This is a genomic window from Myxococcota bacterium, from assembly GCA_035498015.1.
Lineage (GTDB): Bacteria > Myxococcota_A > UBA9160 > SZUA-336 > SZUA-336 > VGRW01.
On the sequence record DATKAO010000187.1, the window covers coordinates 1 to 24,722 of the forward strand.

Annotated in this window: 20 protein-coding genes; 6 read left to right on the forward strand and 14 right to left on the reverse strand. The window is 70.8% G+C overall.

The genetic code is table 11. The features are described 5' to 3' along the window. The 3 genes from VMR86_16510 to VMR86_16520 all read left to right on the forward strand — a co-directional run. On the forward strand, positions 1 to 3,400 hold a 3,400-nt coding region (locus VMR86_16510), incomplete at its 5' end, for a response regulator (protein HTO08652.1). Then, positions 3,400 to 5,418, forward strand: a complete 2,019-nt coding sequence (locus VMR86_16515; GenBank protein HTO08653.1) for a response regulator — start codon at positions 3,400 to 3,402, stop codon at positions 5,416 to 5,418. The genes VMR86_16510 and VMR86_16515, both read left to right, overlap by 1 nt. Before the next feature lie 37 nt (positions 5,419 to 5,455). Continuing rightward, positions 5,456 to 6,187 carry a histidine phosphatase family protein gene (locus VMR86_16520; protein HTO08654.1) on the forward strand — a complete coding sequence of 244 codons (732 nt, stop codon included), beginning with the start codon at positions 5,456 to 5,458 and terminating at the stop codon, positions 6,185 to 6,187. Positions 6,188 to 6,194: 7 nt separating this feature from the next. Here the strand turns inward: VMR86_16520 and VMR86_16525 are convergent, their stop codons facing one another. Genes VMR86_16525 through VMR86_16540 form a run of 4 tightly spaced genes read right to left on the reverse strand, consistent with a single transcriptional unit; the run spans position 6,195 to position 11,667 of the window. Further along, entirely contained in the window at positions 6,195 to 7,229 is a 1,035-nt protein-coding gene (locus VMR86_16525; GenBank protein HTO08655.1) for an NAD(+)/NADH kinase, read from the reverse strand. After that, positions 7,226 to 8,371 (reverse strand): right-handed parallel beta-helix repeat-containing protein, encoded by a 1,146-nt coding sequence (locus tag VMR86_16530; protein HTO08656.1) that lies wholly within the window; start codon positions 8,369 to 8,371, stop codon positions 7,226 to 7,228. The genes VMR86_16525 and VMR86_16530 overlap by 4 nt, the downstream gene beginning before the upstream one ends. Before the next feature lie 50 nt (positions 8,372 to 8,421). Beyond that, on the reverse strand, positions 8,422 to 9,237 hold the full coding sequence (locus tag VMR86_16535; protein HTO08657.1) for a GNAT family N-acetyltransferase: 816 nt from the start codon (positions 9,235 to 9,237) through the stop codon (positions 8,422 to 8,424). Positions 9,238 to 9,240: 3 nt separating this feature from the next. Then, entirely contained in the window at positions 9,241 to 11,667 is a 2,427-nt protein-coding gene (locus VMR86_16540; GenBank protein HTO08658.1) for a PAS domain S-box protein, read from the reverse strand. A 122-nt stretch (positions 11,668 to 11,789) separates the two neighbouring features. Between VMR86_16540 and VMR86_16545 the strand changes: the two genes are divergently transcribed. Further along, positions 11,790 to 12,953, forward strand: coding sequence for a hypothetical protein (locus VMR86_16545; protein ID HTO08659.1), 1,164 nt, complete (start codon positions 11,790 to 11,792; stop codon positions 12,951 to 12,953). On the opposite strand, the gene VMR86_16550 is transcribed toward VMR86_16545, so the two are convergent. Continuing rightward, positions 12,938 to 13,714 (reverse strand): alpha/beta hydrolase, encoded by a 777-nt coding sequence (locus tag VMR86_16550; protein ID HTO08660.1) that lies wholly within the window; start codon positions 13,712 to 13,714, stop codon positions 12,938 to 12,940. The two genes, VMR86_16545 and VMR86_16550, sit on opposite strands and share 16 nt — an antisense overlap. Before the next feature lie 63 nt (positions 13,715 to 13,777). Between VMR86_16550 and VMR86_16555 the strand changes: the two genes are divergently transcribed. Next, entirely contained in the window at positions 13,778 to 14,965 is a 1,188-nt protein-coding gene (locus tag VMR86_16555) for a glycoside hydrolase family 172 protein (protein HTO08661.1), read from the forward strand. Here VMR86_16555 and VMR86_16560 read toward each other — a convergent pair. The 4 genes from VMR86_16560 to VMR86_16575 are packed head-to-tail and all read right to left on the reverse strand — an operon-like array spanning position 14,915 to position 19,018. Beyond that, positions 14,915 to 15,568 (reverse strand): VTT domain-containing protein, encoded by a 654-nt coding sequence (locus tag VMR86_16560; GenBank protein HTO08662.1) that lies wholly within the window; start codon positions 15,566 to 15,568, stop codon positions 14,915 to 14,917. The two genes, VMR86_16555 and VMR86_16560, sit on opposite strands and share 51 nt — an antisense overlap. A 5-nt stretch (positions 15,569 to 15,573) precedes the next feature. Further along, the gene (locus tag VMR86_16565) at positions 15,574 to 17,004 is read right to left on the reverse strand and encodes an MFS transporter (protein ID HTO08663.1); all 1,431 of its coding nucleotides are present in this window, start codon (positions 17,002 to 17,004) and stop codon (positions 15,574 to 15,576) included. A 23-nt stretch (positions 17,005 to 17,027) separates the two neighbouring features. Next, complete coding sequence (locus VMR86_16570) at positions 17,028 to 17,816, reverse strand: SDR family oxidoreductase (GenBank protein ID HTO08664.1); 789 nt, start codon at positions 17,814 to 17,816, stop codon at positions 17,028 to 17,030. Further along, positions 17,816 to 19,018: a cytochrome P450 gene (locus VMR86_16575; GenBank protein ID HTO08665.1), complete on the reverse strand. Its 1,203-nt coding sequence runs from the start codon at positions 19,016 to 19,018 to the stop codon at positions 17,816 to 17,818. The genes VMR86_16570 and VMR86_16575 overlap by 1 nt, the downstream gene beginning before the upstream one ends. 64 nt (positions 19,019 to 19,082) lie before the next feature. On the opposite strand from VMR86_16575, the gene VMR86_16580 reads away from it, so the two are divergent. Continuing rightward, a complete protein-coding gene (locus tag VMR86_16580) occupies positions 19,083 to 19,901 on the forward strand; it encodes an LLM class flavin-dependent oxidoreductase (GenBank protein HTO08666.1) in 819 nt (272 codons plus the stop codon). Here VMR86_16580 and VMR86_16585 read toward each other — a convergent pair. The 5 genes from VMR86_16585 to hflX form a co-directional block, all read right to left on the reverse strand. Further along, the gene (locus VMR86_16585; GenBank protein HTO08667.1) at positions 19,873 to 21,078 is read right to left on the reverse strand and encodes an MFS transporter; all 1,206 of its coding nucleotides are present in this window, start codon (positions 21,076 to 21,078) and stop codon (positions 19,873 to 19,875) included. The two genes, VMR86_16580 and VMR86_16585, sit on opposite strands and share 29 nt — an antisense overlap. A 41-nt stretch (positions 21,079 to 21,119) precedes the next feature. Beyond that, positions 21,120 to 22,289 (reverse strand): acyl-CoA dehydrogenase family protein, encoded by a 1,170-nt coding sequence (locus tag VMR86_16590; protein ID HTO08668.1) that lies wholly within the window; start codon positions 22,287 to 22,289, stop codon positions 21,120 to 21,122. Positions 22,290 to 22,335: 46 nt separating this feature from the next. Further along, the gene (locus VMR86_16595) at positions 22,336 to 22,698 is read right to left on the reverse strand and encodes a hypothetical protein (protein ID HTO08669.1); all 363 of its coding nucleotides are present in this window, start codon (positions 22,696 to 22,698) and stop codon (positions 22,336 to 22,338) included. 137 nt (positions 22,699 to 22,835) lie between these two features. After that, positions 22,836 to 23,843, reverse strand: a complete 1,008-nt coding sequence (locus VMR86_16600; protein HTO08670.1) for a beta-ketoacyl-ACP synthase III — start codon at positions 23,841 to 23,843, stop codon at positions 22,836 to 22,838. Then, positions 23,840 to 24,722, reverse strand: an 883-nt coding sequence (gene hflX / locus VMR86_16605; protein HTO08671.1) for a GTPase HflX, incomplete at its 5' end; no start/stop codon positions are given. The genes VMR86_16600 and hflX, both read right to left, overlap by 4 nt.

The following is a 24,722-nucleotide window of genomic DNA, read 5'->3' on the forward strand; positions in this document are numbered from 1 at the left end:
GCGCGGCGACCTGTCGCGCAAGATCACCGTCGACGTGCGCGGCGAGATCCTCGAGCTCACCAACACGTTCAACACCATGGTCGACCAGCTGAACGCGTTCGCCGGCGAGGTGACTCGCGTGGCGCGCGAGGTCGGCACCGAGGGCAAGCTCGGCGGCCAGGCCCAGGTGCCCGGCGTCGCGGGCACGTGGAAGGACCTGACCGACACCGTGAACGTCATGGCCGCGAACCTCACCGAGCAGGTGCGCGGCATCGTGAAGGTCGTGACCGCGGTCGCCGAGGGCGACCTGTCGCAGAAGCTGGCCGTGAAGTCGAAGGGCGAGGTCGCGGCGCTGGCCGACACGATCAACGCCATGACCGGCACGCTCGCGACCTTCGCGCAGCAGGTCACCACCGTGGCGCGCGAGGTCGGCGTCGACGGCCGGCTCGGCGGCCAGGCCAACGTGCCCGGCGCGTCGGGCACGTGGAAGGACCTCACCGGCAACGTGAACCTGCTGGCCGCGAACCTCACCACGCAGGTGCGCGCGATCGCCGAGGTGGCGACGGCAGTCACGAAGGGCGATCTCACGCGCTCGATCTCGGTCGACGCGCGCGGCGAGGTCGCCGAGCTCAAAGACTACATCAACACCATGATCGACAACCTGCGGCTCACGACCGACCGCAACACGGAGCAGGACTGGCTGAAGACGAGCCTCGCCAGCGTGACCAACATGCTCCAGGGTCAGCGCGACCTGACCACCGTCGGCCGCATGCTGCTCTCCTTCCTCGCGCCGCTGGTCAACGCGGCCCAGGGCGTGATCTACCAGATGGAGAGCGACGACCAGCCGCGACTCAAGCTGCTGGCGGCCTACGCCGACGACTTGGCCGAGGGCCATCCGCAGGTGCTCGGCATGGGCGAGGGCCTGGTCGGGCAATGCGCCGCCGAGAAGCGCAGCCTGTTGCTGGCCGACCTGCCGCCCAACGTGACTCCCATCCGCTCGAGCCTGTTCTCGGCCGTGCCGCGCAACCTGATCGTGCTGCCCGTGCTGTTCGAGAGCGACGTCAAGGCCGTGATCGAGCTGGCCTCGCTCGGCAGCTTCAGTGACTCGCACCTGGCCTTCCTCGAGCAGATGACCGCGAACCTGGGCATCGTGCTGAACTCGATCGAGGCCACGATGCAGACCGAGGCGCTGCTCAAGCAGTCGCAGACGCTCGCCGCCGAGCTGCAGGCGCAGCAGAAGGAGCTGCAGCAGACCAACGAGCAGCTGGCGCAGAAAGCGCAGCAGCTGGTCGAACAGAACGTCGAGGTCGAGCGCAAGAACCAGGAGATCGAGCAGGCGCGGCGCGCGCTCGAGGAGAAGGCGAGCGAGCTCGCGCTGACCTCGAAGTACAAGTCCGAGTTCCTCGCCAACATGTCGCACGAGCTGCGCACGCCGCTGAACTCGATCCTGATCCTGGGCCAGCAGCTCAGCGACAACCCCGACGGCAACCTGAGCGGCAAGCAGGTCGAGTTCGCGCGCACCATCCACGGTGCCGGCACCGACCTCCTGAACCTGATCAGCGACATCCTTGACCTGACCAAGATCGAGTCCGGCACGGTCACGGTCGACGCCGCCGAGCTGTCGTTCTCGAACCTCGTCGAGGTCGTGTCTCGCACGTTCCGGCACGAGGCCGAGGCGCGCGAGCTGTCGTTCGACGTGGTCGTCGACCCGACCCTGCCGCGCAGCCTGGTCACCGACTCCAAGCGCCTGCAGCAGGTGCTGAAGAACCTGCTCTCGAACGCGTTCAAGTTCACCGAGCGCGGAGGTGTACGCCTTTCGGTGTCGGCGGCGCGTGCCGGCTACACGCTCGACCACCCGATCCTGTCGACGGCCGGCACGGTCGTGGCGTTCGAGGTCGCAGACACCGGCATCGGCATCCCGCCCGACAAGCAGCGCATCGTGTTCGAGGCCTTCCAGCAAGCCGACGCGAGCACCAGCCGCAAGTACGGCGGCACGGGCCTCGGTCTTGCGATCAGCCGCGAGCTGGCCTCGCTGCTCGGCGGCGAGATCCACCTGCGCAGCGTCCCGGGCACGGGCAGCACGTTCACGCTGTATCTCCCCTTGCGTTATGCCGGCTCGCCGGTGACGAGCCTGCCTGCCAGTGCTGACGGCTTCGGCGGGCGCCCGCGCACCGCTTTCCCTGCGCTGCATCCATCGGAGCGCCCGACCGAAGCCGTCCCTGACGACCGCGAGAGTCTCGAGCCCGGCGACGCCGTGATGCTGATCGTCGAGGACGACCCGCACTACGCGCGCATCATGGCCGACCTGGCGCGCGACCACGGCTTCAAGGCGCTGGTCGCCATGCGCGGCGCCGACGCGCTCGCGTTGGCGCGCCAGTACCAGCCCACGGCCGTGTCACTCGACGTGTTCCTGCCCGACATGCTGGGCTGGACCGTGCTCTCGCACCTGAAGCGCGACCCTGCGGCGCGGCACATCCCGGTGCAGATCGTGACGCTCGACGAGGACCGCCAGCACGGGCTGGCGCGCGGCGCTTTCTCGTTCGTGACCAAGCCCACCACGACCGAGGGACTCGAGGCGGCGCTGATGCGCATCAAGGAGTTCGCGGCACCGCGCCGCAAGCGCCTCTTGGTGATCGAAGACGACGCCGCGGAGCGCAGCAGCATCGAGTCACTCCTGGGCCACGACGACATCGACATCACCACGGCCGACTCGGGCGAGGCCGCGCTCGCGGAGATGCGCGCAAATGCGCCCGACTGCGTGGTGCTCGACCTGCGCCTGCCCGACATGTCGGGCTTCGAGGTGCTCGAGCGCATGCGCGACGACCCGTCGCTCAGCGACCTGCCCGTGGTGGTGTTCACGGGCAAGGAGCTCTCCCACGAGGAGGAGCTCAAGCTCCAGACCATGGCGCGCAGCATCGTGGTGAAGGGCGTCGAGTCACCCGAACGACTGCTCGACGAGACCGCGCTGTTCCTGCACCGCGTGGTGTCCGAGCTGCCGCCGGAGAAGCAGGCCATGCTCGAGCGCCTGCACGGCTCCGACGACGACCTGGTGGGCAAGCACGTGCTCGTGGTCGACGACGACGTGCGCAACATCTTCGCGCTCTCGAGCGTGCTCGAGCGGCGCGGCATGGTGGTGCTCACCGCCACGACCGGCCACGAGGCGATCGAGCTGGTGCACGCCAAGCCCGAGGTCGCGATCGTGCTGATGGACATCATGATGCCCGAGATGGACGGCTACGAGACCATCGGGCTGATCCGGGGTGTCCCCGAGTTCCGGCGCCTGCCGATCATTGCGCTGACCGCGAAGGCCATGAAAGGCGACCGCGAGAAGTGTCTCGAAGCGGGCGCGTCCGACTATCTCGCCAAGCCCGTGAACACGGAACAGCTGCTCTCCGCGCTGCGCCTGTGGCTGCACCGTTGATGGACGAGCCGACCCGAGCCGAGGGCGACGACGATCGCTTGAACATCCTCCTGGTCGACGACCAGCCGGGGAAGCTGCTCACCTACGAGACGATCCTGGCCGAGCTGGGCGAGAACCTGGTGAAGGCCACGTCGGCGCGCACCGCGCTCGCGCACCTGTTGCGCGACGACTTCGCGATCGTGGTCATGGACGTGAGCATGCCCGACGTCGACGGCTTCGAGCTCGCGTCCATGATCCGGCAGCACCCGCGCTGCCAGAAGACGGCGATCATCTTCGTGTCTGCGGTGCACCTGTCGGACCTCGACCGGCTCAAGGGCTACGAGACCGGCGCGGTCGACTACCTGCAGGTGCCGGTCGTGCCCGAGATGCTGCGCGCGAAGATCCGCGTGCTCGCCGACCTGCACCGCAAGACCAACCGGCTCACGCGCTGGAACGCCGAGCTCGAGCGGCGCGTCGAGGAGCGCACGCGCGAGCTCGAGGCGTCGGCTGCACGCCTGCGCGAGAGCGAGGAGCGCTTCCGCTCGCTGTCCGAGCGCATGCCGCACCTGGTCTGGGAGTCCGACGCCGAAGGCCGCGTCAGCTACCACAACCCGCGCTGGTACGACTACACCGGCGCCCCGGCCGAGGAGTCACTCGGCGAACGCTGGCTCGACTACTTCCACCCCGACGACCGGGAATTCGCGCTCTCGGAGTGGCGCAAGGCGATCGCGACCGGCGGCGAGTACGGGCTCGACATCGAGGTGCGGCTGCGCCGGGAGGACGGCGTGTACCGCTGGTTCCGGCTCACGGGCGAGCCGGTGCCCGATGCGTCGGGGGCGGTCGGCAAATGGGTCGGCACCTGCACCGACGTCGAAGAGCGCAAGCGCGCCGAGGAGGGCCTGCGCGAGGCCGACCGCCGCAAGGACGAGTTTCTCGCCATGCTCGCCCACGAGCTGCGCAACCCGCTCGCGCCGATCCGCAACACCGTGAAGCTCCTGCGCCAGACCGGCCGCAGCGACGGCGTGAGTGAGTGGGGACGCGACGTGATCGAGCGCCAGGTCGAGCAGCTCACACGGCTGGTCGACGACCTGCTCGACGTCTCTCGCATCACGCGCGGCAAGATCCAGCTGCAGCTCGAGCCGCTCGACCTCGCGACCGTGGTCGCCGGCGCGGTGGAGACCAGCCGCCCCATGATCGACACGCACCGCCACACCCTGCACGTCGAGCTGCCCAGGCGCCCGGTGCCGGTGCTGGGCGACCTGGTGCGACTCACTCAGGTGGTGTCGAACCTCTTGAACAACGCCGCCAAGTTCCAGGAGGACGGTGGCGAGATCACGGTCACCGCCGAGCGCCAGGACGACCGCGCCGTGATCCGCGTGCGTGACCGCGGCGTCGGCATCGCGCCCGAGATGCTGGGCAAGGTGTTCGACCTGTTCGCCCAGGTCGAGCGCAGCGTGGCCCGCTCGGAAGGCGGCCTGGGGATCGGTCTGTCGCTGGTGAAGAGCCTGGTCGAGCTGCACGGCGGCCGCATCCAGGCCTCGAGCGCGGGGCGGGGGCGGGGTGCCGAGTTCTGCGTCTCGCTGCCGTGCTCCGTTCAGCGTCAGCGCGTGCCCGCCAGCGAGAGCGCGGCGGCACCGGGCTCCGACGCGCCGCTCGCCAGCGCGCTGCCGGTGCTGATCGTGGACGACAACCGCGACGCCGCGGAGAGCCTGGCGATGGTGCTCAGGTTGCGGGGCTATGACACCACCGTGTGTCATGACGGCCAGGAGGCCGTGGAGGTCGCGCAGCGCAGGCAGCCGCGCATCGTGCTGCTCGACCTGGGCCTGCCCGGGCTCGACGGCTTCGAGGTGTGTCGCCGGCTGCGCGAGCACGGTCTGGACAAGGTGTACATCGTGGCGATCACCGGCTACGGTCAGGACGACGACCGCCGGCGTTCGCGCGAGGCCGGCTTCGACGAGCACCTCGTCAAGCCCGTCGATCCCGACGCGCTGATGCGCCGGCTCGAGGCCGTCATGTCCTCGGGCGACCCGATCCACTGACTGCGGCCGGCCCCGCGCTCCGGGTACACTGGCGGCCATGGAGCTGCCGTTCGAAGCGGGACACCGGCGTCGCATCTACCTCATGCGCCATGGCGAGGCGGCCTACGTCGACGCCGACGGCAAGCTGGCGCGCGACCCGCGCGCGGTGCCGCTGACCGCGCGCGGCCGGCGCGAGGCCGCCGCGATGGGCGAGCTCCTGGGCGGCACTCACTTCGACCGCGCCGTGTGCTCGGGTCTGGCGCGCACGGTCGAGACCGCCGAGATCGTGCTCTCGGACAAGCGCCTGCCGCTCGAGCGCGTGACCGACCTCGAGGAGGTGCGCGGGGGCGGCGCCGGCGGCGGCGCGCCGATCACGGCGCGCGACGTCGCCTACTCGATCTGGCAGGCCGAGCGCCCCGACGGGCGCTTCCTCAACGGCGAGAGCTTCATCGACCTGCAGAAGCGCGTGCTGGGCGCGCTCGACTCCCTGATCGCGCAGCCGGCCTGGGAGCGCATGCTGATCGTGGCGCACGGCGGCGTGAACCGGGTGATCCTGGCCTGGGCGCTCGGCGCCACGCTGGCGGTCATGCCGCGCATCGAGCAGGACACCGCCTGCCTCAACGTGATCGACCTCGATCACGACGGTGACTCGCGCGCGGTCGGGCGCGTGTGCGTGCGCGCGCTGAACGTCACCGCGGGCGACCCGGCCAAACACGAGCACTGGCTCACCACGCTCGAGCGCCAGGGCCAGGAGCTCGACGCGTTCCTGCGCGCCGGCCGGAAGCTCTGAGCCGGAGTCAGTGCTCGTCGTACGCGTCGTGCCAGGCGGCGCGGTCGAGGAAGGTGCCGCGCTGCGCGGCCAGGTGCAGCGCGCGCGACACGTCGATCACGCACGGTCCGTCGCGCAGCACGCGCAGGCGCGCGCGCTGATCGGGGCCGAGCTTGCGCTCGCGATCGCCGTCGAAGGCCAGGACGCCCGGGCCGCGCAGCTCGATCGTCTCGCCCAGCGCAATGCGCCGGTGACTCGCCACGTTCACCGGGCGGTACAAGCCGGCGGACACGGGCGCGAGCAGGCGCCGGCCGGACGCGCCGGGGGCCGCGCAGGCCACGAACAGGCCCGCCTCGTCGGCGGCGCCCACCGGCTCGAGCAGCCCGCCGATCGGCGACATGCCCAGCGCCGTCGGCTCGGCGCGCGCCAGCACGAGCGCGCGCAGCTTGGCCGGCTCGAAGGGCAGGAGGTTGCCCACGTGGTCGTCGACCAGGAACGCCGCGTCGACCAGCGCGAAGTCGTCGGGCTCGCCGTCGATCTCCACGCGCACGCACTTGGCGCGGGCACTCACTTCGCCGAGCTCGACCGCGCCGCTGGCGACCAGGCCCGCCGCCGCGCCCGCGGTGGTGGGCTCGACCAGGCGCGGAAACACGTTGTTGGTGCCGGTGGAGAGCGGCACGAGCGGCGCGTCGGGCCAGATGCGCGCCAGCGCGCGGTTGGTGCCGTCGCCGCCCAGCACCACGATCGCCCCGCAGCCCGCCTTGCGCATGGCCTCGGCGGCGCGCGCGGTGTCGCCCGCGTCGAGCCGCGCGCCCACGTCGAGTGATTCGAGCTCGGCGTCGAGCACCAGGTTCTCGATCGCCGAAGTCGACACGCGGAACGGCTCGCGCATCACCAGCACGCGACGCGCGCCCGCCGCGACGGCGCCGATCGCGATGCGCGCGACCTGGTTGCGCTTGCTCTGCGGGGTCGAAGTGTCGGCTCGCGCCGCCACGCGGCGCACGTCGCGCCCCGAGAGCGGATTGGCCAGGATGCCGACGGTGGGCTTCTCCGCGCGACTCACGGACAGGTCAGCTCGCTGGTGACTCCGGTCGGATACTCGGTGAAGAAGCGGTTCTCACCGAAGCAGTCGTCGCTCGGGTCGGGGTCGGCCTGAACGATCTCGCGCGTGCCGAAGTCGATCACGCTGGGCGCGAACACGATGTCTGCGCCGGGCGGGCCCGCGCGCTCGGGGTCCGGGCTGTGCCCGTTCAAGAGGATCACGTTGCGCGCCACCCGCTGCTCGTCGGGGAACGGGTCGATGCGCGAGTCCGCCGGCGCGAACGGGCTCGCCACGGTGGCGACGCCGAACGAGTGATTGCCGAGCACCACGTTGCGCTCGATGGTCACGTGGTCCGCGCCCGCGTTCAGTATGCCGGCGCCGCTCGGGATCGCGCCGAGCGCGTCGGCGTCGGGAGAGACCGGATTGGGCAGGTCGTTCTGGACGATCGCGTTCTCCGCGATGCGCACGTGGTCGGTGACCGGAAGCGGCAGGCGCGGCCGCACCAGCAGCGCCACGCCGGCAGCGTTGCCGAACATCTGATTGTGGCGCACGACCGAGAAGCTCGAGTTCTCGACCAGCGCCGCCACGCCGTTCTCGGTCAGCGCGCTGTCCTCGAGCACCAGGTGATCGGAGTCCGCGAGCTGCGCACCCGCGTTGCGGTGACCCGCCGCGAAGCCGCGGGAGATGAGGCCGTGCGCCGAGCAGCGCGCCTGAACGCCGTACTCGCCGTTCTCGAGATATGCGCCGTCGCGCACCGTGAAGCCGTCGACGCCGATCAGCCGCAAGCCTGCGTGCGAGGCGCCGCGCAGCGTGAAGCCCTGCAGCGCGAAGCCGCGCACCGCCACCGGCGCGCAGCCGTCCGGGCCGACCGGCGCCTCCTCTCCGACCAGGATCGCGTAGCGGTAGCCGTGCGCGTCGAGCAGCGCGGCGCGCGAGGCTTCGAGCCGCAAGCCGCTGGTGCGCACGTGCACCAGCGCCTCGCCGCCCGTGCCCGAGTAAGTTCCGGACTGGACGGAGATCGTGTCACCGGGCTCCGCGCGGTCGACGGCCGCCTGGATCGGCTCTCCTGCGGTGACTTCGATCACTTTCGCGGCCGCCGCTCCGGACCACGCGCAGGCGAACGCGCAAGAGATGCGCAACAGACTCGTACCGAGGGACGGCATCGACGGTGACCTCCGCCGCGATTCGCGGCGCATCTTACCAAAGCCCCCGCTCAGCGCGGGTGCGCGCGCCGCGTGAGCACCGCCTCGGCGTAGCGCAGCGCCGGCTCGAAGCCCAGCGCGCGGTAACAGCGCAGCGCAGGCGCGTTCGCGCTGGCCACGTTCAGCCCGACCAGCGGCACGCGGGCAGCGAGCTCGCGCGCCAGCCGGGCGCAGACCGCGCGCGCCAGGCCGCGCCCGCGCTGCGCCGGCGCGGTCGCCACGTTGCCCAGTGCCGCGACGCCGTAGCGCCCCGAGCACACGTGCACGCCGGCCACGCACACGAGCTCCCCGCGCTCGCGCAGGCCGAACCAGGGCGCGAGCTCCAGCATGTAGCGGGCGTAGAAGCCGAGGCGCTCGCCCGCGCCGAAGGCGCGCTCGGCGTAGAAGCGCTCGAGCTCGGGCGCGTCGCCGGGACCGAGTCTCTCGATGCCGGCGACCTCGGACCGCTCGAGCGCGTCCGCGCGCGGGAGCCACAGCTTCTGATACTCGCCCAGCGGCGCGATCTCGTGTGACTCGGCGAGCGCCCGCTCGAAGCCGAGCGGCAGGTTCGCGAAGAAGCGCTGCGGCAGCTCGGGCGCGAGCGCGCGCAAAAGCTCGAGCGTGTCCGGGTCGCCCGGCGGCGCGACGGCGTACACGATCGGCAGCGCGAGCTTCTCCAGCACCAGACACAGCGCGCGGATCTCCCCGTCGGCCGCGCGCGCGCCGAACCAGCGCGTGTCACCAAAGAACGCGTCGTCGAGATCCGCCAGCGCGTAGATGTGCGCGGGCGCGCTCCGGCGCAGGAAGCGCTCGATCTCGGCGCGGTCGTCGAGCGGCGCGACGCGCACCGCTCAGGCCGCGGCGAGCTGGCGCGCCAGCGCCTCCTCGAGCTGCTCGCGCGTGAAGGGCTTTCCGAGCAGCTCCGCGCCTTCCGGCAGGCCCGCGGCGCCGACCGGCGGCAGCTCGGCGTGGCCGGTCATCACCACGAAGCGCAGCTCCGGGTGGCGCCGGCGCAGCTCGAGACACACTTCGACGCCCGAGATGCCCGGCAGCACGTAGTCGGAGAGCACCAAGTCCACCGCCAGCGGCCCGGCGTCGGCAAGCCGCAGCGCCTCGTCGCCGCTGGCCGCCGCGAACACCCGGTAGCCCGAGCTCTCGAGCAGGAGCGTGAGCAGCCTGCGCACCGACGGGTCGTCTTCGACCACCAGCACGCCTGCGCCGAAGCCCGCCGGAGCGGCGGCGGCCACAGTGGGACGAGCAGTGACTCCGGCCGGCAGCTCCTGGGCGGCGGGCAGCTCGATCACCACGCGCGTGCCGCAGCCCGGCGCGCTGTCCAGCGAGATCGACCCGCCCGCCTGACGCACGATGCCGTAGGTCGTCGAGAGACCCAGCCCCGTGCCTTCGCCCAGGGCCTTGGTGGTGAAGAACGGCTCGAAGGCGCGCAGGCGCGTGGCCTCGCTCATGCCGATGCCGGTGTCGGACACCAAGAGGTGGAGCAGGCGGCCGCTCGGATCGCGCCGGGTCTCGATGCGCAGCCGGCCACGGGTCGGCATGGCGTCGCGCGCGTTCAGCGCCAGGTTCAAGAGCACCTGGTCGAGCTGAGACGGGTCGGCCTCGACGCACGGCAGGTCCGGATCGAGCACGAGCTCGAGCTCGATGCGCTCGGGCAGCGTGCGCCGCAGCACGGGCTCGAGCCCGCGGACCTGTCGGTTGAGATCGACGACCTGTGACTTCGCGAGCTGGCGGCGCGAGAGCGCGAGCAGCTGGCGGGTGAGTCCCGCCGCGCGCTCCGCGGCGGCGCCGATCTCGCGCGCCGCCTCTTGCGTGTGCTGGTCGGCCGCCGAGCTGCGGAGCACGTCGGCGTAGCCGCCGATCACGGTCAAGAGGTTGTTGAAGTCGTGCGCGACGCCGCCCGCGAGGCGTCCGATGGCCTCCATCTTCTGGGCCTGGCGCAGCTGCTCCTGCAAGTCCAGCTCCTCGCTGATGTCGCGTGACTGCGCGACCAGCCGCATCTGCCCTTTCGACGTGCGGAAGGCCGCGCCCGACGAGGTCATCCAGCGGTAGCTGCCGTCCTTTTGCAGCGCGCGGTGCACCAAGCGCGTGACTCGCCCCGTCGCCATGGTCTGGTTGAAGGCTTCCACCGCCTTCGCCACGTCCTCGGGGTGATTCCAGTGGCCGAAGGGCGTGTCCGCCATCCGCTCGGGAAGCATGCCGCGGTCCTTCGCGGCGCGGTTCGCGTAGATCATGCGCCCCGCCTCGTCGAACTCGGTGATCATGTCGGGCGCGTGCTCGGCCAGCATGCGGTAGCGTTCTTCGCTGTCCCGTAGCGCGTCTTCGATCGCGCGCTGAGCGGTCACGTCGCGGCTCACGGTGACCACGCGGCGCGTGCCGTCGGCGTCTGTGATCGGGCCCGCGGTGACCTCGGTGATCTGGCGCGCGCCGTTCGTGGTCAGCACGCGCGTGGTGAAGCGCGCGGTCGAGCCGCTGTCGCGCACCTTCAGGATCTCGCGTTTCACCCAGGCCAGGTCGTCGGGGTGGATCACGTCGGAGAGCGACATGTTGGAGAGTTGCTCCGGTCCGATCTCGCGCCGGCGCAGGAAGGCCGGATTCGCGTAGGCGACCCGGTCGGGGTGATCGAGCTCGATGATCACGTCCTGCATGTTGTCGGCCAGCGCGCGGAAGCGCGACTCACTGCGCTTGGCGCGCGTGAGCGCGCGCTCGGCGTGCGCGACGGTGATCGAGACCAGGGCCGCGGCGCTAAAGAAGATCAGCGCCTGCATGAGCCACAGGCCGTAGGCGAACGTGGGCGCGCTGCCCTCGCCCGAGTACAGGCCCGCGGCCAGGCCACCGAAGACCGGCCCCGCCAGGCTCGAGAGCGCGGCCAGCGCCAGCGAGGTGCGCCGGCCGAGCAAGAGACCCGCGGAGCAGATCGCCAGCACCAGCCCCGACTGGGCCGCGATCGAGACACCGCGAGTCATTGCGAGCGCGAGCAGGAGCGAGGACCAGCAGCTCCACACCAGGAGCTGCGCGCCCGCGCGCGCGTGGTCGCGGCGCACCAGCCAGAGTGACCCGGCGTTCAAGAGCACGCAGAACAGGCTGACCCACAGGCGCCAGCTCGACTCGGGGAAGGCCAGCACCACGGCCAGCGCAGAGAAGAGCGACCCGGCGCCGTACACGAGCGACACCCACTGCACGGTCTCGGCGATCGGGATCCCGCGGTCGCCGTCGCCGGCCACCGCCCCCTCGATCCAGGCGCGAAAGCGCGCCAGCGCGTCCATGACGAGAGAGTACACGCGCGTGACCCAAAAGGCCGAGGGCGATTCCCGGCGGGCGCGCCTGCCCGTGGAGGCGGAGAGGTGCAGACCTCCAGCCCATCCGCCCGTGTCCCGAAGGAATTGGCATGAGTGACCCGAGCGATCTCAAGGCCTTCGACCTGTCTCGGGAGCGCGGGTTCCTGCCCCAGCAGGACCCGGCCCGCGCGCTGCCGGCCGAGCTGGCCCGCTGGGACGAGCTGGCCGCCGACTTACCCAAGCTGCTCGCCGCGGGCCGGGCGCGCGCGGCGCTGCGCGCGCTGCCGGTGCTCGATCCCGGGGCGCTGTCCGGCGAAGGCCCGCTGCGCCGCGCGATGCTGGTCCTGTCTTACTTCGGCCACGCTTTCGTGTGGGGCGGTCCCGAGCCCGAGGCGCTGATTCCCGCCTCGATCGCGCTGCCCTGGTGCACGGTGGCGGCGCAGCTGGGCCGCCCGCCCGTGCTCTCCTACGCGTCGTACGCGCTCGACAACTGGCGCCGGCTCGATCCCGCCGGCCCGCTCGAGCTCGGGAACCTCGCCATCCTGACGAACTTCCTGGGCGGGGCGGACGAGGACTGGTTCATCCTGGTGCATCTCGAGATCGAGGCGCGCGCGGCGCGCGTGCTGCGCGAGCTCGGCCCGGCCTGCGCGGCCGCCGCGGTGCGCGACGTGGGCGGACTCACTGCGCAGCTGGAGCAGATCGCCGCCGGGATCGAGTCACTCTGCCAGAGCCTGCACCGCATGCCCGAGCTGTGCGACCCCTACGTGTACTACCGGCGCGTGCGCCCGTACATCCATGGCTGGAAGGACCACCCGTCGCTGCCCGCGGGGGTGGTGTACGAGGGCGTACCCGCACTCGCCGGCCGCCCCCAGAAGCTGCGCGGAGAGACCGGCGCGCAGAGCGGCATCGTGCCCGCGCTCGACGCCGCGCTCGGAGTGACTCACGCCGAGGACCCGCTGCGCGCCTACTTGGCCGAGATGCGCGACTACATGCCGCCCGGCCACCGCGACTTCCTGGTCGCGCTCGAGTCGGCGGCGCCCGTGCGCGCGGCGGTGCTGGCCGCGCCGGACCGCGACCTGCGCGCGGCCTACGACGAGTGTCTGCGTTGGCTCGAGGCGTTCCGCTCCACGCACCTGGACTACGCGGCGCGCTACATCCACCAGCAGCGCCCCTCCGGCGCCGCGAACCCGACCGCGGTCGGCACCGGCGGCACGCCGTTCATGGCCTACCTGCGCAAGCACCGTGACGAGACCGGGCGTCACCGGGTGGAGTAGAGGAACCGCTCCAGCATCGCGTTCACCTGGTCGGGTACTTCGAGCTGGTGGAAGTGACCCGCGCCCGCGGTCTGAGACACCACGGCATTCGGGCACGCCTCGCGGAAGCGCGCGCGCTCGACGATCGGCGGCTCGGCGTCGATCAGCAGCATGGGCACCTTCACCGCGCGCGCGGCCGCCTCGCTGTCGAAGGCGATCAGGTGGTCGAACGCCGAGTGCATGACATGCTGCGGCGTGTCGCACATCTCGGCCACGATGCGCGCCCGCCGCACCGGATCGTCGGCCGGGATGAAGAGTCTCTGTTCGACGAACTCCGTGGCCACCTTCCGGTAGTCGGGCGAGGCCAGCCCGGCGATGAACGGCGCGATCGCCGACTTCATGAACGCGGGAAAGAAGATCGCGGGGTCGCACAGCGCGATCGCGCGCGGCAGCGCGGGGTGTCTCGCGGCCGTGGCCGTGACGATCGCGCCGCCCATGCTGTGACCCACGAGCACGGGCCGCTCGAGGCGCAGCTCGCCGCACAGCCAGGCCAGGTCGTCGGCGAAGCCCTCGATCGTGTACTTCTGCTCCGGCTTGTCGCTCTGGCCGAAGCCGCGCTGGTCGAGCGCCACCACGCGGTGTCGCGCCGAGAAGTGCGCGAACTGCGGCGCGAAGTAGCGGTGGTCGCAGCACCAGCCGTGCACGAACACGATCGGCTCGCTGCCGGTGCCGGCCTCCTCGTAGGCGATGCGGGTCCCGTCGTCGCGTTTTCTGTACTTCATGGCCGAGACGCTATCACCCCGCGACGCCTTTTCGAAAGCCGGCGCTTCGCGGTAGAGTCGGCCATGTTCGATTCACTCGATCCCTCGCGTATCGACCTCGCGCTGGACTCGCGCGCGGTGACTTTCGAGAACCCGACGGGCGCGCGCGGAGCCGGCGGCCAGTCGCACGGCGGCCGCAAAGGCGCGCCCAGCCGGCGCATCGAGCCGGGCGAGACCGTGCTGCTCGCGGACCTCGAAGGCCCGGGCACGATCCGCCACGTGTGGCTGACCTTTCCGCCGGCGCGCCCGGAGCGCATGCGCGGTCTCTCGCTCGAGGTGTTCTACGACGGCGCGAGCGAGCCCTCGATCTCGGTGCCCGCGCTCGACTTCTTCGGGCTGCCGCACGGCCGGCCCGCGGCCTACGCCTCGGCCCTGCTCTGCGCGCAGGAGGGCCGCGGCTTCAACAGCTACCTGCCGATCCCGTTCCGCCGGCGCATCCGCATCGAGCTCACGAATCATTCGGCGCGGCCGACCATCCTCTACTACCAGCTCGACTACACGCTCGAGCCGAGTCACTCCGCCGAGACGGGGCTGCTCCACGTGTCGTTCCGGCGCGAGAACCCGACGCTCTTGAAGCGCGACTTCGCCATCGCCGAAGGCCTGCGCGGCCCGGGCCGCTATCTCGGCTGCGCGGTCGGCATCCGCACCTTGCCGCAGAAACACTTCGGTTGGTACGGCGAAGGCGAGCTCAAGATCTTCCGCGACGGCGACGGCGCGCACCCCACGATCTGCGGCACCGGGCTCGAGGACTACGTCGGCACGGCTTGGGGCATGGGCAGTCACTTCGCGCCCTACGGCGGCGTTCCGCTCGACCTGCGCGCGCCCGACTCGGGGCCGATCCCCGACTTCGTGAGCTTCTACCGCTGGCACGTGGTCGACCCGGTGATCTTCCAGCGCGACCTGCGAGTCACGATCCAGCAGATCGGCTACGCCGCGATCCCGCTGGGCGCTTCCGAGGCCGAGCTCGAGTCGGTCGAGCGCACCAATCCCGCGGCCGGCAGCGGCTGGCTGCGCGACAACCCGCGCGTCGCGGCGCACGGCATCGCGGAGCGCGTCGACGACTACTGCGCCACCGCTTACGTGTACTGCCGCGACGCCCAGCCGGTGCCGCGCGTCGACATGAAGGCAGCCACGGCCGACATCGAGCGCCGGCCCTACGAGTCACCCAAGCCGATCGAGATCCTGATGGGGACCGCGGCGCCGGGCAGCTGACTCGCGCAGCAGCGCCAGCGCCACCACGAGCGCCGCGCCGCCGAGCAGCCAGGGCTGCGCGGCGTCCCAGTGGTCGGCCGCGTGTCGGCCGAGCAACGTGAGCCCGACCACCCCGGGCAGCAGTCCGAGCGCCGTGCCGACCATGAAGTCGCGCGGCGAGACGCGCGACGCGCCCAGCAGCCAATGCACCGTGGGCAGCATGAACAGCACGAGCCGCAGGCCGAGCACCGTGAGCAGACCGTGCGTCTCGAGCAGTGACTCGTAGCGGCGCACACGCGCCGGCAGCCTGTCGAGGGCGCTGGCGGGCACGACCCGGCGCGCGAGCGCGAACACGGTGACCGACGCGAGCAGCGCGCCGAGATAAGCGGTGGGAATCGCCACGCGCGCGGGCCACAGCGCCGCGGCCGCGAACACGAACAACACACCCGGGAAGTGGATCAGCTCGGCGCCCACGAACAGCGCCACGAAGGCGGCCGGCCCCCAGAGGCCCGCGCGCCCCACGAGCCCGGCCACCTGCTCGGGGCTCGCGTGCGCGTAGGCGCCGCTCCACCAGGCGGCGCCCGCCGCGAGGATCACACCCGCGAGCAAGAGCGCGCGAGTCACGCTGCTCAGCGCACCGCGGTGCGGCGCTGCTCGAGCACCTTCTGCATCTCGCCGAGCTTCGTCGCGGTGAGCTGGTAGCGCGCGAAGTAGAACGTGCCGAGCATCAGGATCAGGATCGTGGCGGGCCCGTAGATCATGCCCAGGTGGCGCACGATCTCGGGCGGGACCGAGCCGCGCTCCGCGTTCACCGGGAAGCCGATCAGGTCGAGCGCCACGCCGGCGATCAAGTGACCGAGCCCCGACGAGGCCTTGCCCGAGAAGGCGACCGCGCCGAAGAAGATCCCCTCCTGGCGCCGGCCCGTGTCGTACTCGTGCTCGTCGGTGAGGTCGGCCATCATCGAGGTGGCGCTGATCAGCGCCGCCGCGCCGCCGAAGCTGGCGAAGAACCCGAAGAAGCCGAGCAGCCCCAGATACGCGGTCTCGTTGGCGCGATCCGGCCAGATGCCCAAGAGCTTCAGCACCGGCCCGGCCACCACGGCGACCGAGAAGATCGCCACGCCTGCGAGAAACGACGGCTTCTTGTCGAGCCGCCGCGACAGGATGGTCCAGAACGGCACGCCCACCACGAGGCCGGCCAGGCTGAGCAGGTTCACGCTCAGAATCTCGCGGCTGCCCAGCTCCCAGAAGTGCGCCGACAGGTGCAGCCCGAGGGTGGTCTGCACGCCGCGCGTGACGAAGAACACCAGCGTGCCGACGAACAGCGCGCGGAACGACTCACTCTTCAGCGAGTCGGCCAGCTCGCGCACGAAGCGGCCCAGGCTGAGCGGCTCGGGCGCGTGCGTGGGCACCGGGAGATACTTGATGCGCGAGTGGGTGCCGAGCGCCGACCACAGCACCGCGCCGGTCGCGAGCGCCGCGAAGAACAGCGCGAAGTGCGGATACGCCGCGAGGTTCCGCTGCCCGAACGGGTGCTCGACCGTGTCCTTGAAGAAATAGCCCAGCCCGACGATCGAGGCCCCGAACCCGCCCACGAACCCGAACAGGATGCGCCAGCCGCCGATCGACGTGCGCTCGTGGTAGTCGGGCGAAAGCTCCGCGCCCAGCGCGTTGTGCGGGATGAGATACACCGCCATCGCCATGCGCACGGCGATCGCGAAGGTGGTGAGCCACAGGAAGAGACCGGCCTCTCCGAGCCCCGCGGGCGGCGCGAACAACAAGTAGAACATCAGCCCGAACGGGACCGCGCCGCCGTACATGAACGGGTGACGCCGGCCGAGCTTCGAGCGGAACGAGTCGGAGAGTGACCCGGCGAACGGGTCGAACACCGCGTCGACCGCGAGCGCGATGAAGGTCGCCGCGCCGGCCAGCGTGCCGGAGAGACCGAGCACCTGGTTGTAGTAGAAGAACAGGAACAGCTCGAACGAGGTGTTCTTGATGCCCTCGCCCGCCTGCCCGATGCCGTAGGAGACCTTGGTCAGGAGATTCAGCTTGGGCATCGGCGCATTCTACGGGATGCCCGCTACGCGCGCGGAATGAAACGCTCGAACAACGGCACCAGGTTCGGGCCTTTGCGAATGGTGTGGCCGCCGTCGACGGGAATCAGCTGGCCCGTGATCCAGCTCGCCTCGTCGGAGAGCAGGAAGAGCACGAGCCGCGCCACGTCCTCGGGCGCGCCGATGCGGGAGATCGGCATCAGCGACAGGTATTCGTCGCGCGCGACCGGCACCTCGGTGAGCGCGGTCGCGAGCGGCGTGCGGGTCACGCCCGGCAGAACGGAGTTCACGCGGATCTTCTGCGCGCCGAGCTCGTCGGCCGCGCAGCGCGTCAGCATGTCGAGGCCGGCCTTCGACACGCAGTAAGGCATCATCCACGGGTGCGTGAGCGCGCCGGCGATCGAGCTCACGTTCACGATGCTGCCGCCGTTCTCCTGCATGACGCGGCCCTCGGCGCGCAGACAGCGAAACACTCCGGTGAGGTTCGTGTCGAGCACGCGCTGGAACTCGGCGGTCTTGGTGGCGAGGATCGGGCCCGCGCCGCCGACGCCCGCCGAGTTCACCGCGAGGTCGAGCTTGCCGAAGCGCTTCACGGTCGCGTCGACCGCGGCATCGACCGACGCGTCGTCGGTCACGTCGCACGCGACCCAGGCTGCGTCGGGGCCGAGCTTGGCGGCGGCCTCGCGCAGAGTGTCTTCGCGGCGCGCGCAGATCATGACCTTGCCGCGCGCCGCCACCACCGCCTGCGCGCAGGCGAAGCCGATGCCCGTCGCGCCCGCAGTCACGAACGCGACCTTTCCAGACAGCTCGGGCATCAATGACTCCTCGGCGCGAAGACCACCGGCATGTGCTCGATGCCGACGATGAAGTTGGACGGCCGCCAGCGCGGCGGTGACGCAGGCTCGAGCGCGAGCTCGGGCAGCCCGGCCAGGAGCTCCTCGAACATGACCCGCAGCTCGAGCCGGGCCAGCGCGGCGCCCAGACAGAAGTGCGCGCCGTAGCCGCCGAACGCCACGTGGTCGTTGGGCGTGCGCGTCGGGTCGAAGCGGTCGGGCTCGGCGAACACGCGCTCGTCGCGGTTCGCCGCTTCGTACAACAGCAGCACCTTCTCGCCCGCGCGGATCTTCTGGTCGCCGAGCTCGGTGTCGACCGTGGCGGTGCGGTTCATGTTCTTGATGGGAGTCACCCAGCGCAGCATCTCCTCGACCGCGGTCGGAATGGCCGTGCGGTTCGCCGCGAGCGCGCGGCGCGCGTCGGGATGCTGGATCAGCGCGAGCATGCCGCCCGTGATCACGTGGCGTGTGGTCTCGTCGCCGCCCACCAGGATCAAGAGGCTCTCCTGGATCAGGTCCTCGTCGCTGAGTCTCTCGCCGTCGATCTCGGCGTGCACGAGCACGCTCATCAGATCGTCCTGCAGGGGCTTCGAGCGCCGGTCGGCGATGACTCTCTGGGCGTACTGCACGTACTCTGTGGCCGCGGTCATCATGCGCAGCTTCACTTCGGGCGGCGCGGCCGCGTCGGTGCCGGCGATCAGGTCGTCGGACCAGCGCAAGAGCTTCCCGCGGTCCTCGGGCGCCACGCCCAGGAGGTCGCCGATCACGATCATGGGCAGCGGCGCGGCGATCTCGCGCACGAAGTCACAGCGGCCCTTCCCCGCCACGGCGGCGATCAGCTCCCGGCAGATCGCGCGGATCTTGGGCTCGTGGTCGTCCACGCGGCGCGGCGTGAAGCCCTTGTTCACCAGGTTCCGGCGGCGCCGGTGCTGCGGGTCGTCGAGGTTGATCATCGACGGGATCGCGGGCGCGTCCGGCCGCGAGCTCATGCGCGAGCAGAACACTTCGGGATTCTTCGACACGGCCATCACGTCGGAGTGGCGAGACACCGCCCACAGACCGCCGCTGGGGTCCCAGTACACCGGGGCGTGTCGGCGCAGCCAGCGGTAGTGCTCGAGCGGCTGGCCGAGATAGAACGTTCCGTCGAGCAGTCGGATCTCGGGATTCTCCGGGGGGGCGCTCATCGTGGCATTCTACTCCGCGCCGGAGCGCGGGTAGGGTGCCCGCGCGAGCCACAGGAGCTCGCGTTTGAAATACGGCCTGTACCTGCCGAACTTCGCCGACTTCGGCGACGCGCGCGTGCTGGTCGAGCTGGCGCAGCTCGCCGAGGAGTCCGGCTGGGACGGCTTCTTCCTCTGGGACCACATCGCGCGGCCCGGCGCGCCGCCCGTGGTGGACCCGTGGGTCGCGCTAGCGGCGGTGGCCATGGCGACCCGGCGCATGCGGATCGGGGCGCTCGTGACTCCGCTGGCGCGGCGACGCCCGTGGAAGGTCGCGCGAGAGACCGTGTCACTCGACCGGCTGTCGGGAGGCCGTCTGGTGTTCGGCGCCGGCCTCGGCAGCCCGGGGGGCGCCGAGTCGGAGTGGGCGGCGTTCGGCGAGGAAGCGGACCTGCGCGTACGCGCAGAGATGCTCGACGAGGCGCTCGAGGTGCTCGCCAGCCTGTGGTCGGGCGAGCCCTTCAGTCACTCCGGCCGGCACTTCCCGGTGCGGCAGGCGGCGTTCCGCCCCACGGCCCTTCAGTCACCGCGCATTCCGGTGTGGATCGCGGGCTACTGGCCGAGCCGGGCGCCGCTGCGACGCGCGGCGCGCTGGGACGGGGTGTTTCCGCTGTTCCGCGACGGCCCCCCGCACGATGTGGCGCAGCTGCGCGAGGCCGTCGAGCTCGTCCAGTCACGGCGTGCGCCCGGCGCCGGACCGTTCGACGTCGTGTACTGCGGCGAGCACGCCGGCGGCCCCGAGCCCTACGCGCGCGCAGGGGCGACCTGGTGGCTGGCACGGGTCGCGCCCGACGCGTCGCTTGCGAGGACGCGTTCGCTCATCGCGGCGGGTCCGCCGGGGAGCTGAGCGACGCGCGCGGGTCGGCGAAGACGCGCGCCGGCGCGAGCGTCGCGAGTAGAAGCAGGCCGAGCGGCTGGACCGACAAGAGCGCGAGCGCCGCAGGCAGTCCCGCGCGGTCGGCCACGGCGCCCAGCGCGAGCGGCAGCCCGAGCTCGATCACGCCGAACAGCGTGAGCACCGCATTCACCGCGCCGGAGCGCCCGGGCAGCGCGCGATAGGCCTGCGCCTTCACCAGCGGATACTGCAGCGAAGCGAGCATGCCCACGACGAACAGCGCCGCCGAGAGCAGACCCGGCGCGGACAGCGACAGGAACACGAGCCACGCCGCCGCGCTGCCCAGCGCGCTCGCCCGCAAGAGCGCGCGCGGAGCGATGCGCGCGACCAGCAGGTCTCCCGCAGCCAGGCCCGCGAGCTCACCCACCATCAACGCCGACAGCGCAGCCGTGCGCGCCGCCAGCCCGAGCCCCGTCACGTCGGCGAGATACTGGCTGCCGAACGAGACCAGGATCTCGTCCATGAGCGAGCACAGAGTCACCGCCCCGGCGAACACCAGGAGCCGTGGCGCGCAGAGCGAGACACGCAGCGCCGCCCAGAGCGGCTCGTGCGCCTCCTCCGGGTCCGAGTCACTGGCCGCGCTCTCTTCCGGGAAGCCCGCCCGCGCCAGGAGTGTCGCCCAGACCAGGAACGCCACGCCGGAGGCCATGAACGCCGCGCGCCAGCCCGAGAGCACGAGCGCCCCGAGCGCCACCAGGCTGGGCGTGGCCAGGTCACCGAGCGCGCCGGCAAAGGTCCAGCGCACGAGCGCCCGCTCGAGGTCGTGCGGGCGCGCGTCGGCGAGCGCCGCCTGCGCGAGCGCCACGCCCGTGCCCGACGCCGGTCCGTAGAGCGAGAGAGCCGCGAACAGGAGCCAGTAGCTGGGCGCGAGCCCCGCGGCGAGACACGCCGCGCCCACGCTGACCAGCCCGCCGATCACGAACCAGCGCTTCGGGTAGCGGTCGGCCAGCAGGAAGATCACCGGCTCGATCACGGTCGCAGCGCCAGTCATGGCGAAGATCAGCCAGCCCGCCGCCTCGCCGTACGAGACACCGAACTCGCGCTGGATCTCCGGCGCGCCGACGAACGGCACACCCGAGCCGAGCTCGTCGAGGAATGCGACCGCGACCAGAAGAGTCGTCAGCCGCATAGGTCCGATGTTCGCGTGGGCACCCTACCCACGCTCAGGAGTCAGTGGGCGATCGCGTCCATGCCGGTGAGCTCCTTGCCGAGGATCAGGGTGTGGATGTCGTGCGTGCCTTCGTAGGTGCGCACGGTCTCCAGGTTCACCATGTGCCGCATCGAGCAGTAGTCGTCGACGATGCCGTTCGCGCCGAGCATGTCGCGCGCGAGCCGCGCAATCTGCAGCGCCACGTCGACGTTGTTCATCTTGGCCATCGAGACCATGGCGTGGTGCAGCTTGCCCTGGTCCTTGAGGCGTCCGAGCTGGAGGCACAGGAGCTGCGCCTTGGTGATCTCCGTGGCCATGAACGCCAGCTTCTGCTGCGGAATCTGCAGCGAGGCGAGCGGCCGGTCGAACACGATCCGCTCCTTCGCGTAGCGCAGCGCTTCCGAGAAACAGGCCTGCGCCGCGCCGATCGCTCCCCACGCGATGCCATAGCGCGCCTGCGTGAGACAGCCGAGCGGACCCTTCAGGCCCTTGGCCTTCGGCAGGCGATTCGCTTCCGGCAGCTCGACGTCGGACAGGAACAGCTCACTCGTGACCGACGCGCGCAGCGAGAACTTGCCCTTCATGTCGCGCGCCTCGAAGCCCGGAGTCCCGCGCTCGACGATGAAGCCCTGGATGTCGTCGTCGGTCTTCGCCCAGACGATCGCCAGGTCCGCGACCGTGCCGTTGGTGATCCAGCGCTTGGTGCCGTTCAAGAGCCAGCGGTCACCCTTGCGCACGGCCCGGGTCAGCATGCCGCCCGGGTTCGAGCCGTAGTCGGGCTCGGTGAGTCCGAAGCAGCCGATCGCGCGGCCCTCGGCCATGCGCGGCAGCCAGCGCTCCTTCTGCGCGTCGGACCCGTAGGAGTAGATCGGGTACATGCACAGGCCGCCCTGCACGGACGCGAACGAGCGCAGCCCCGAGTCACCGCGCTCGAGCTCCTGCATGACCAGGCCGTACGCCACGTTGTTCATGCCGGCGCAGCCGTAGCCGTGCAGGTTCGCGCCGAACAGGCCGAGCTCGGCCAGCTTCGGCACGAGCTCCATGGGGAAGGATCCGTCCTGCCGGACGTGCTTCACCACGACCGGCAGGAACTCCTTGTCGACGAACTCGCGCACCGTGTCGCGGGCGATCCGCTCCTCGGGCGCGAGTGAGTCCTCGATCCGATAGAAGTCGAGGGCCTCGAACGACATGAGAGCTCTCCTCCGGGGGCGAAATGGTACCCCGAAGGAGCGCCTTTCAGGCGCTTTCGGAGTGCTGGACGGGCTTGCCCTCGGCGAGGTCGGCGATCTGCTTCGAGATCTTGTTCAGCCGCTTGTGCAGCTTCTCGACCTCGGACTTGGAGGCGATGCCGAAGGCGTCGTACACGCGCGACCGGCCTTCCTCGACGCGCTCGTTCAGGTCTTTGTAGCCCTGCTCGGCGCGCTTGAAGAGGTCGCTCGCCTGCACGCGCTCCTGGACTTGCTCGGCGCGCTTGCGCACCTCGCGCTCCACGCGCTGGCGCTGGTGGTCGAAGCGCTCGCGCAGGTCTTGGAGCTGCTCGTCCAGGGACTTCAGCGCGTCGTTGAATCGATCGAAGCCGCTCGTTCTCGCGGTGGCCATGGGGATGTTCTCCTCTTGATGGCGGCGCACGATAACACGCTGCGTCACGGCGTCAAGAGGCATCTTTTTCGTGCAATTTTCGATAGTTGGCGTGCTTGCTACCGAAAACCACCCGCGAATTCAACGCGTTGCGCTAGTCACCATCGGATCAGCGCGGAGCCCCAGGTGAAGCCCGAGCCGAAGCCCGCCATGGCCACGAGATCGCCGTCCTTCAACCGGCCCGCCTGCACGCACTCGTGGAGCAGCATGGGGATCGAGGCCGCCGAGCAGTTCCCGTACTTCATGATGTTGTTGTAGGTGCGATCCTCGGGGATCCCCAGCCGCTGCGCGACGAACTGGTTGATGCGCAAGTTGGCCTGGTGGAAGAGGAACAGGTTCACGTCGCCCACCTGGACCTTGTTGTGCGCCAGCACCTCGTCGATCGCCTGGGGCATGCGCTCGATGGCGTGCTTGAAGACCAGGCGGCCCTCCATGTACGGGTACTGGCGGCCCTGGTCGAGCATCTCGTGCGTGATGCGCTGCGGCCAGAGGGACGACCCGGGCGCCTCGATCCAGAGCTTCCTGGCGTATTTCCCGTCGGCGTGCGTGTGCACCGACAGGATCCCGCGCTCGGGCTCGGGCGACGGCTCGAGGATCAGCGCGCCGGCGCCGTCGCCGAACAGCACCGTGACCTCGCGGCCGCGCGTCGAGAAGTCGAGCGCGGTCGAATGGACCTCGCTGCCCACGACCAGCACGCGGTCGTACTGACCCGAGCCCACGTAGAGCTCACCGACCTGCAGCGCGTAGAGGAAGCCCGTGCACTGACAGCGCACGTCCATCGCGGGGCAGCCCGAGATGCCCAGGTGCTCCTGCAGGAAGCACGAGATGCCCGGGAAGTCGTGCTGCGGCGAGAGCGAGGCGACCAGGATCGCGTCGATGTCCTCGGGCTTCAGGCCCGCGTTCGCGATCGCCGCGCGGGCGGCCTCGAACGCCAGCTCGGCCGGACCCATGCCCGCGTCGACGTGGTGGCGCTCGACGATCCCGCTGCGCTGCTGGATCCACTCGTCGCTCGTGTCCATGAGCTTCATCAGGTCGAAGTTGGTCACGACGCGCGGGGGCACGTACATGCCCGTGCCGGTGATCCGAACGCTCCTCATCACCTTCATCTCTTCTCCCCCTCGAACACGAGTCTCTCGGCGGCCTGCAGCATCTCGGGGATGCCGTCGCCGGTGAGCGCCGAGATGCAGATCCCGCCGAAGCGCTTCTCGACGCCGCTGCGCTCCTCGGCGTTGAGTCGATCGGACTTGTTGAGCAGGATCAGCTCGGGTTTGTGGCCCAGGTCGAGCTCCGCGAGAATCTCGTGCACGGCTTCGATCTGCTCGCGGATCTGCGCGCTCGACGCGTCGACCACGTGCAGCAGCACGGTCGCGTCGCGGATCTCCTCGAGCGTGGACTTGAAGCCGGCCACGAGCTCGGGCGGCAGGTCGCGGATGAAGCCGACGGTGTCGGTGATGATCACGTCGCGCTCGCGCGGCGTGCGCAGGCGGCGCGCCGAGGTGTCGACGGTCGCGAACAGCTTGTTGGCCGCGTAGACCTCGCTCTTGGTGAGTCGGTTGAGCAGGGTCGACTTGCCCGCGTTCGTGTAACCCACGATCGACAGGATCGGCAGTCCCTCGCGCGAGCGGCGCGAGCGGCGTGTCTCGCGCTGCTTGGCCACGTCTTTCAGCCCCTTCTCGAGCAGGCTGATGCGGTCGCGCACGCGCCGGCGGTCGACTTCCAGCTTGGTCTCGCCCGGACCGCGTCCGCCGATGCCGCCCATCAGGCGCGAGAGACCTTCGGTCTGGCCCGAGCCCGCCAGCCGCGGCAGGCGGTATTTCAGCTGTGCGAGCTCGACCTGGAGCTTGGCCTCCTTGGTCTTGGCGTTCTGCGCGAAGATGTCGAGGATGAGCTGCGTGCGGTCGACGATGCGCGCCTCGACCAGGTCGGTGATCGCGCGGATCTGACCCGACGAGAGATCGCGGTCGAAGAGCACGATCTCGGCGCCG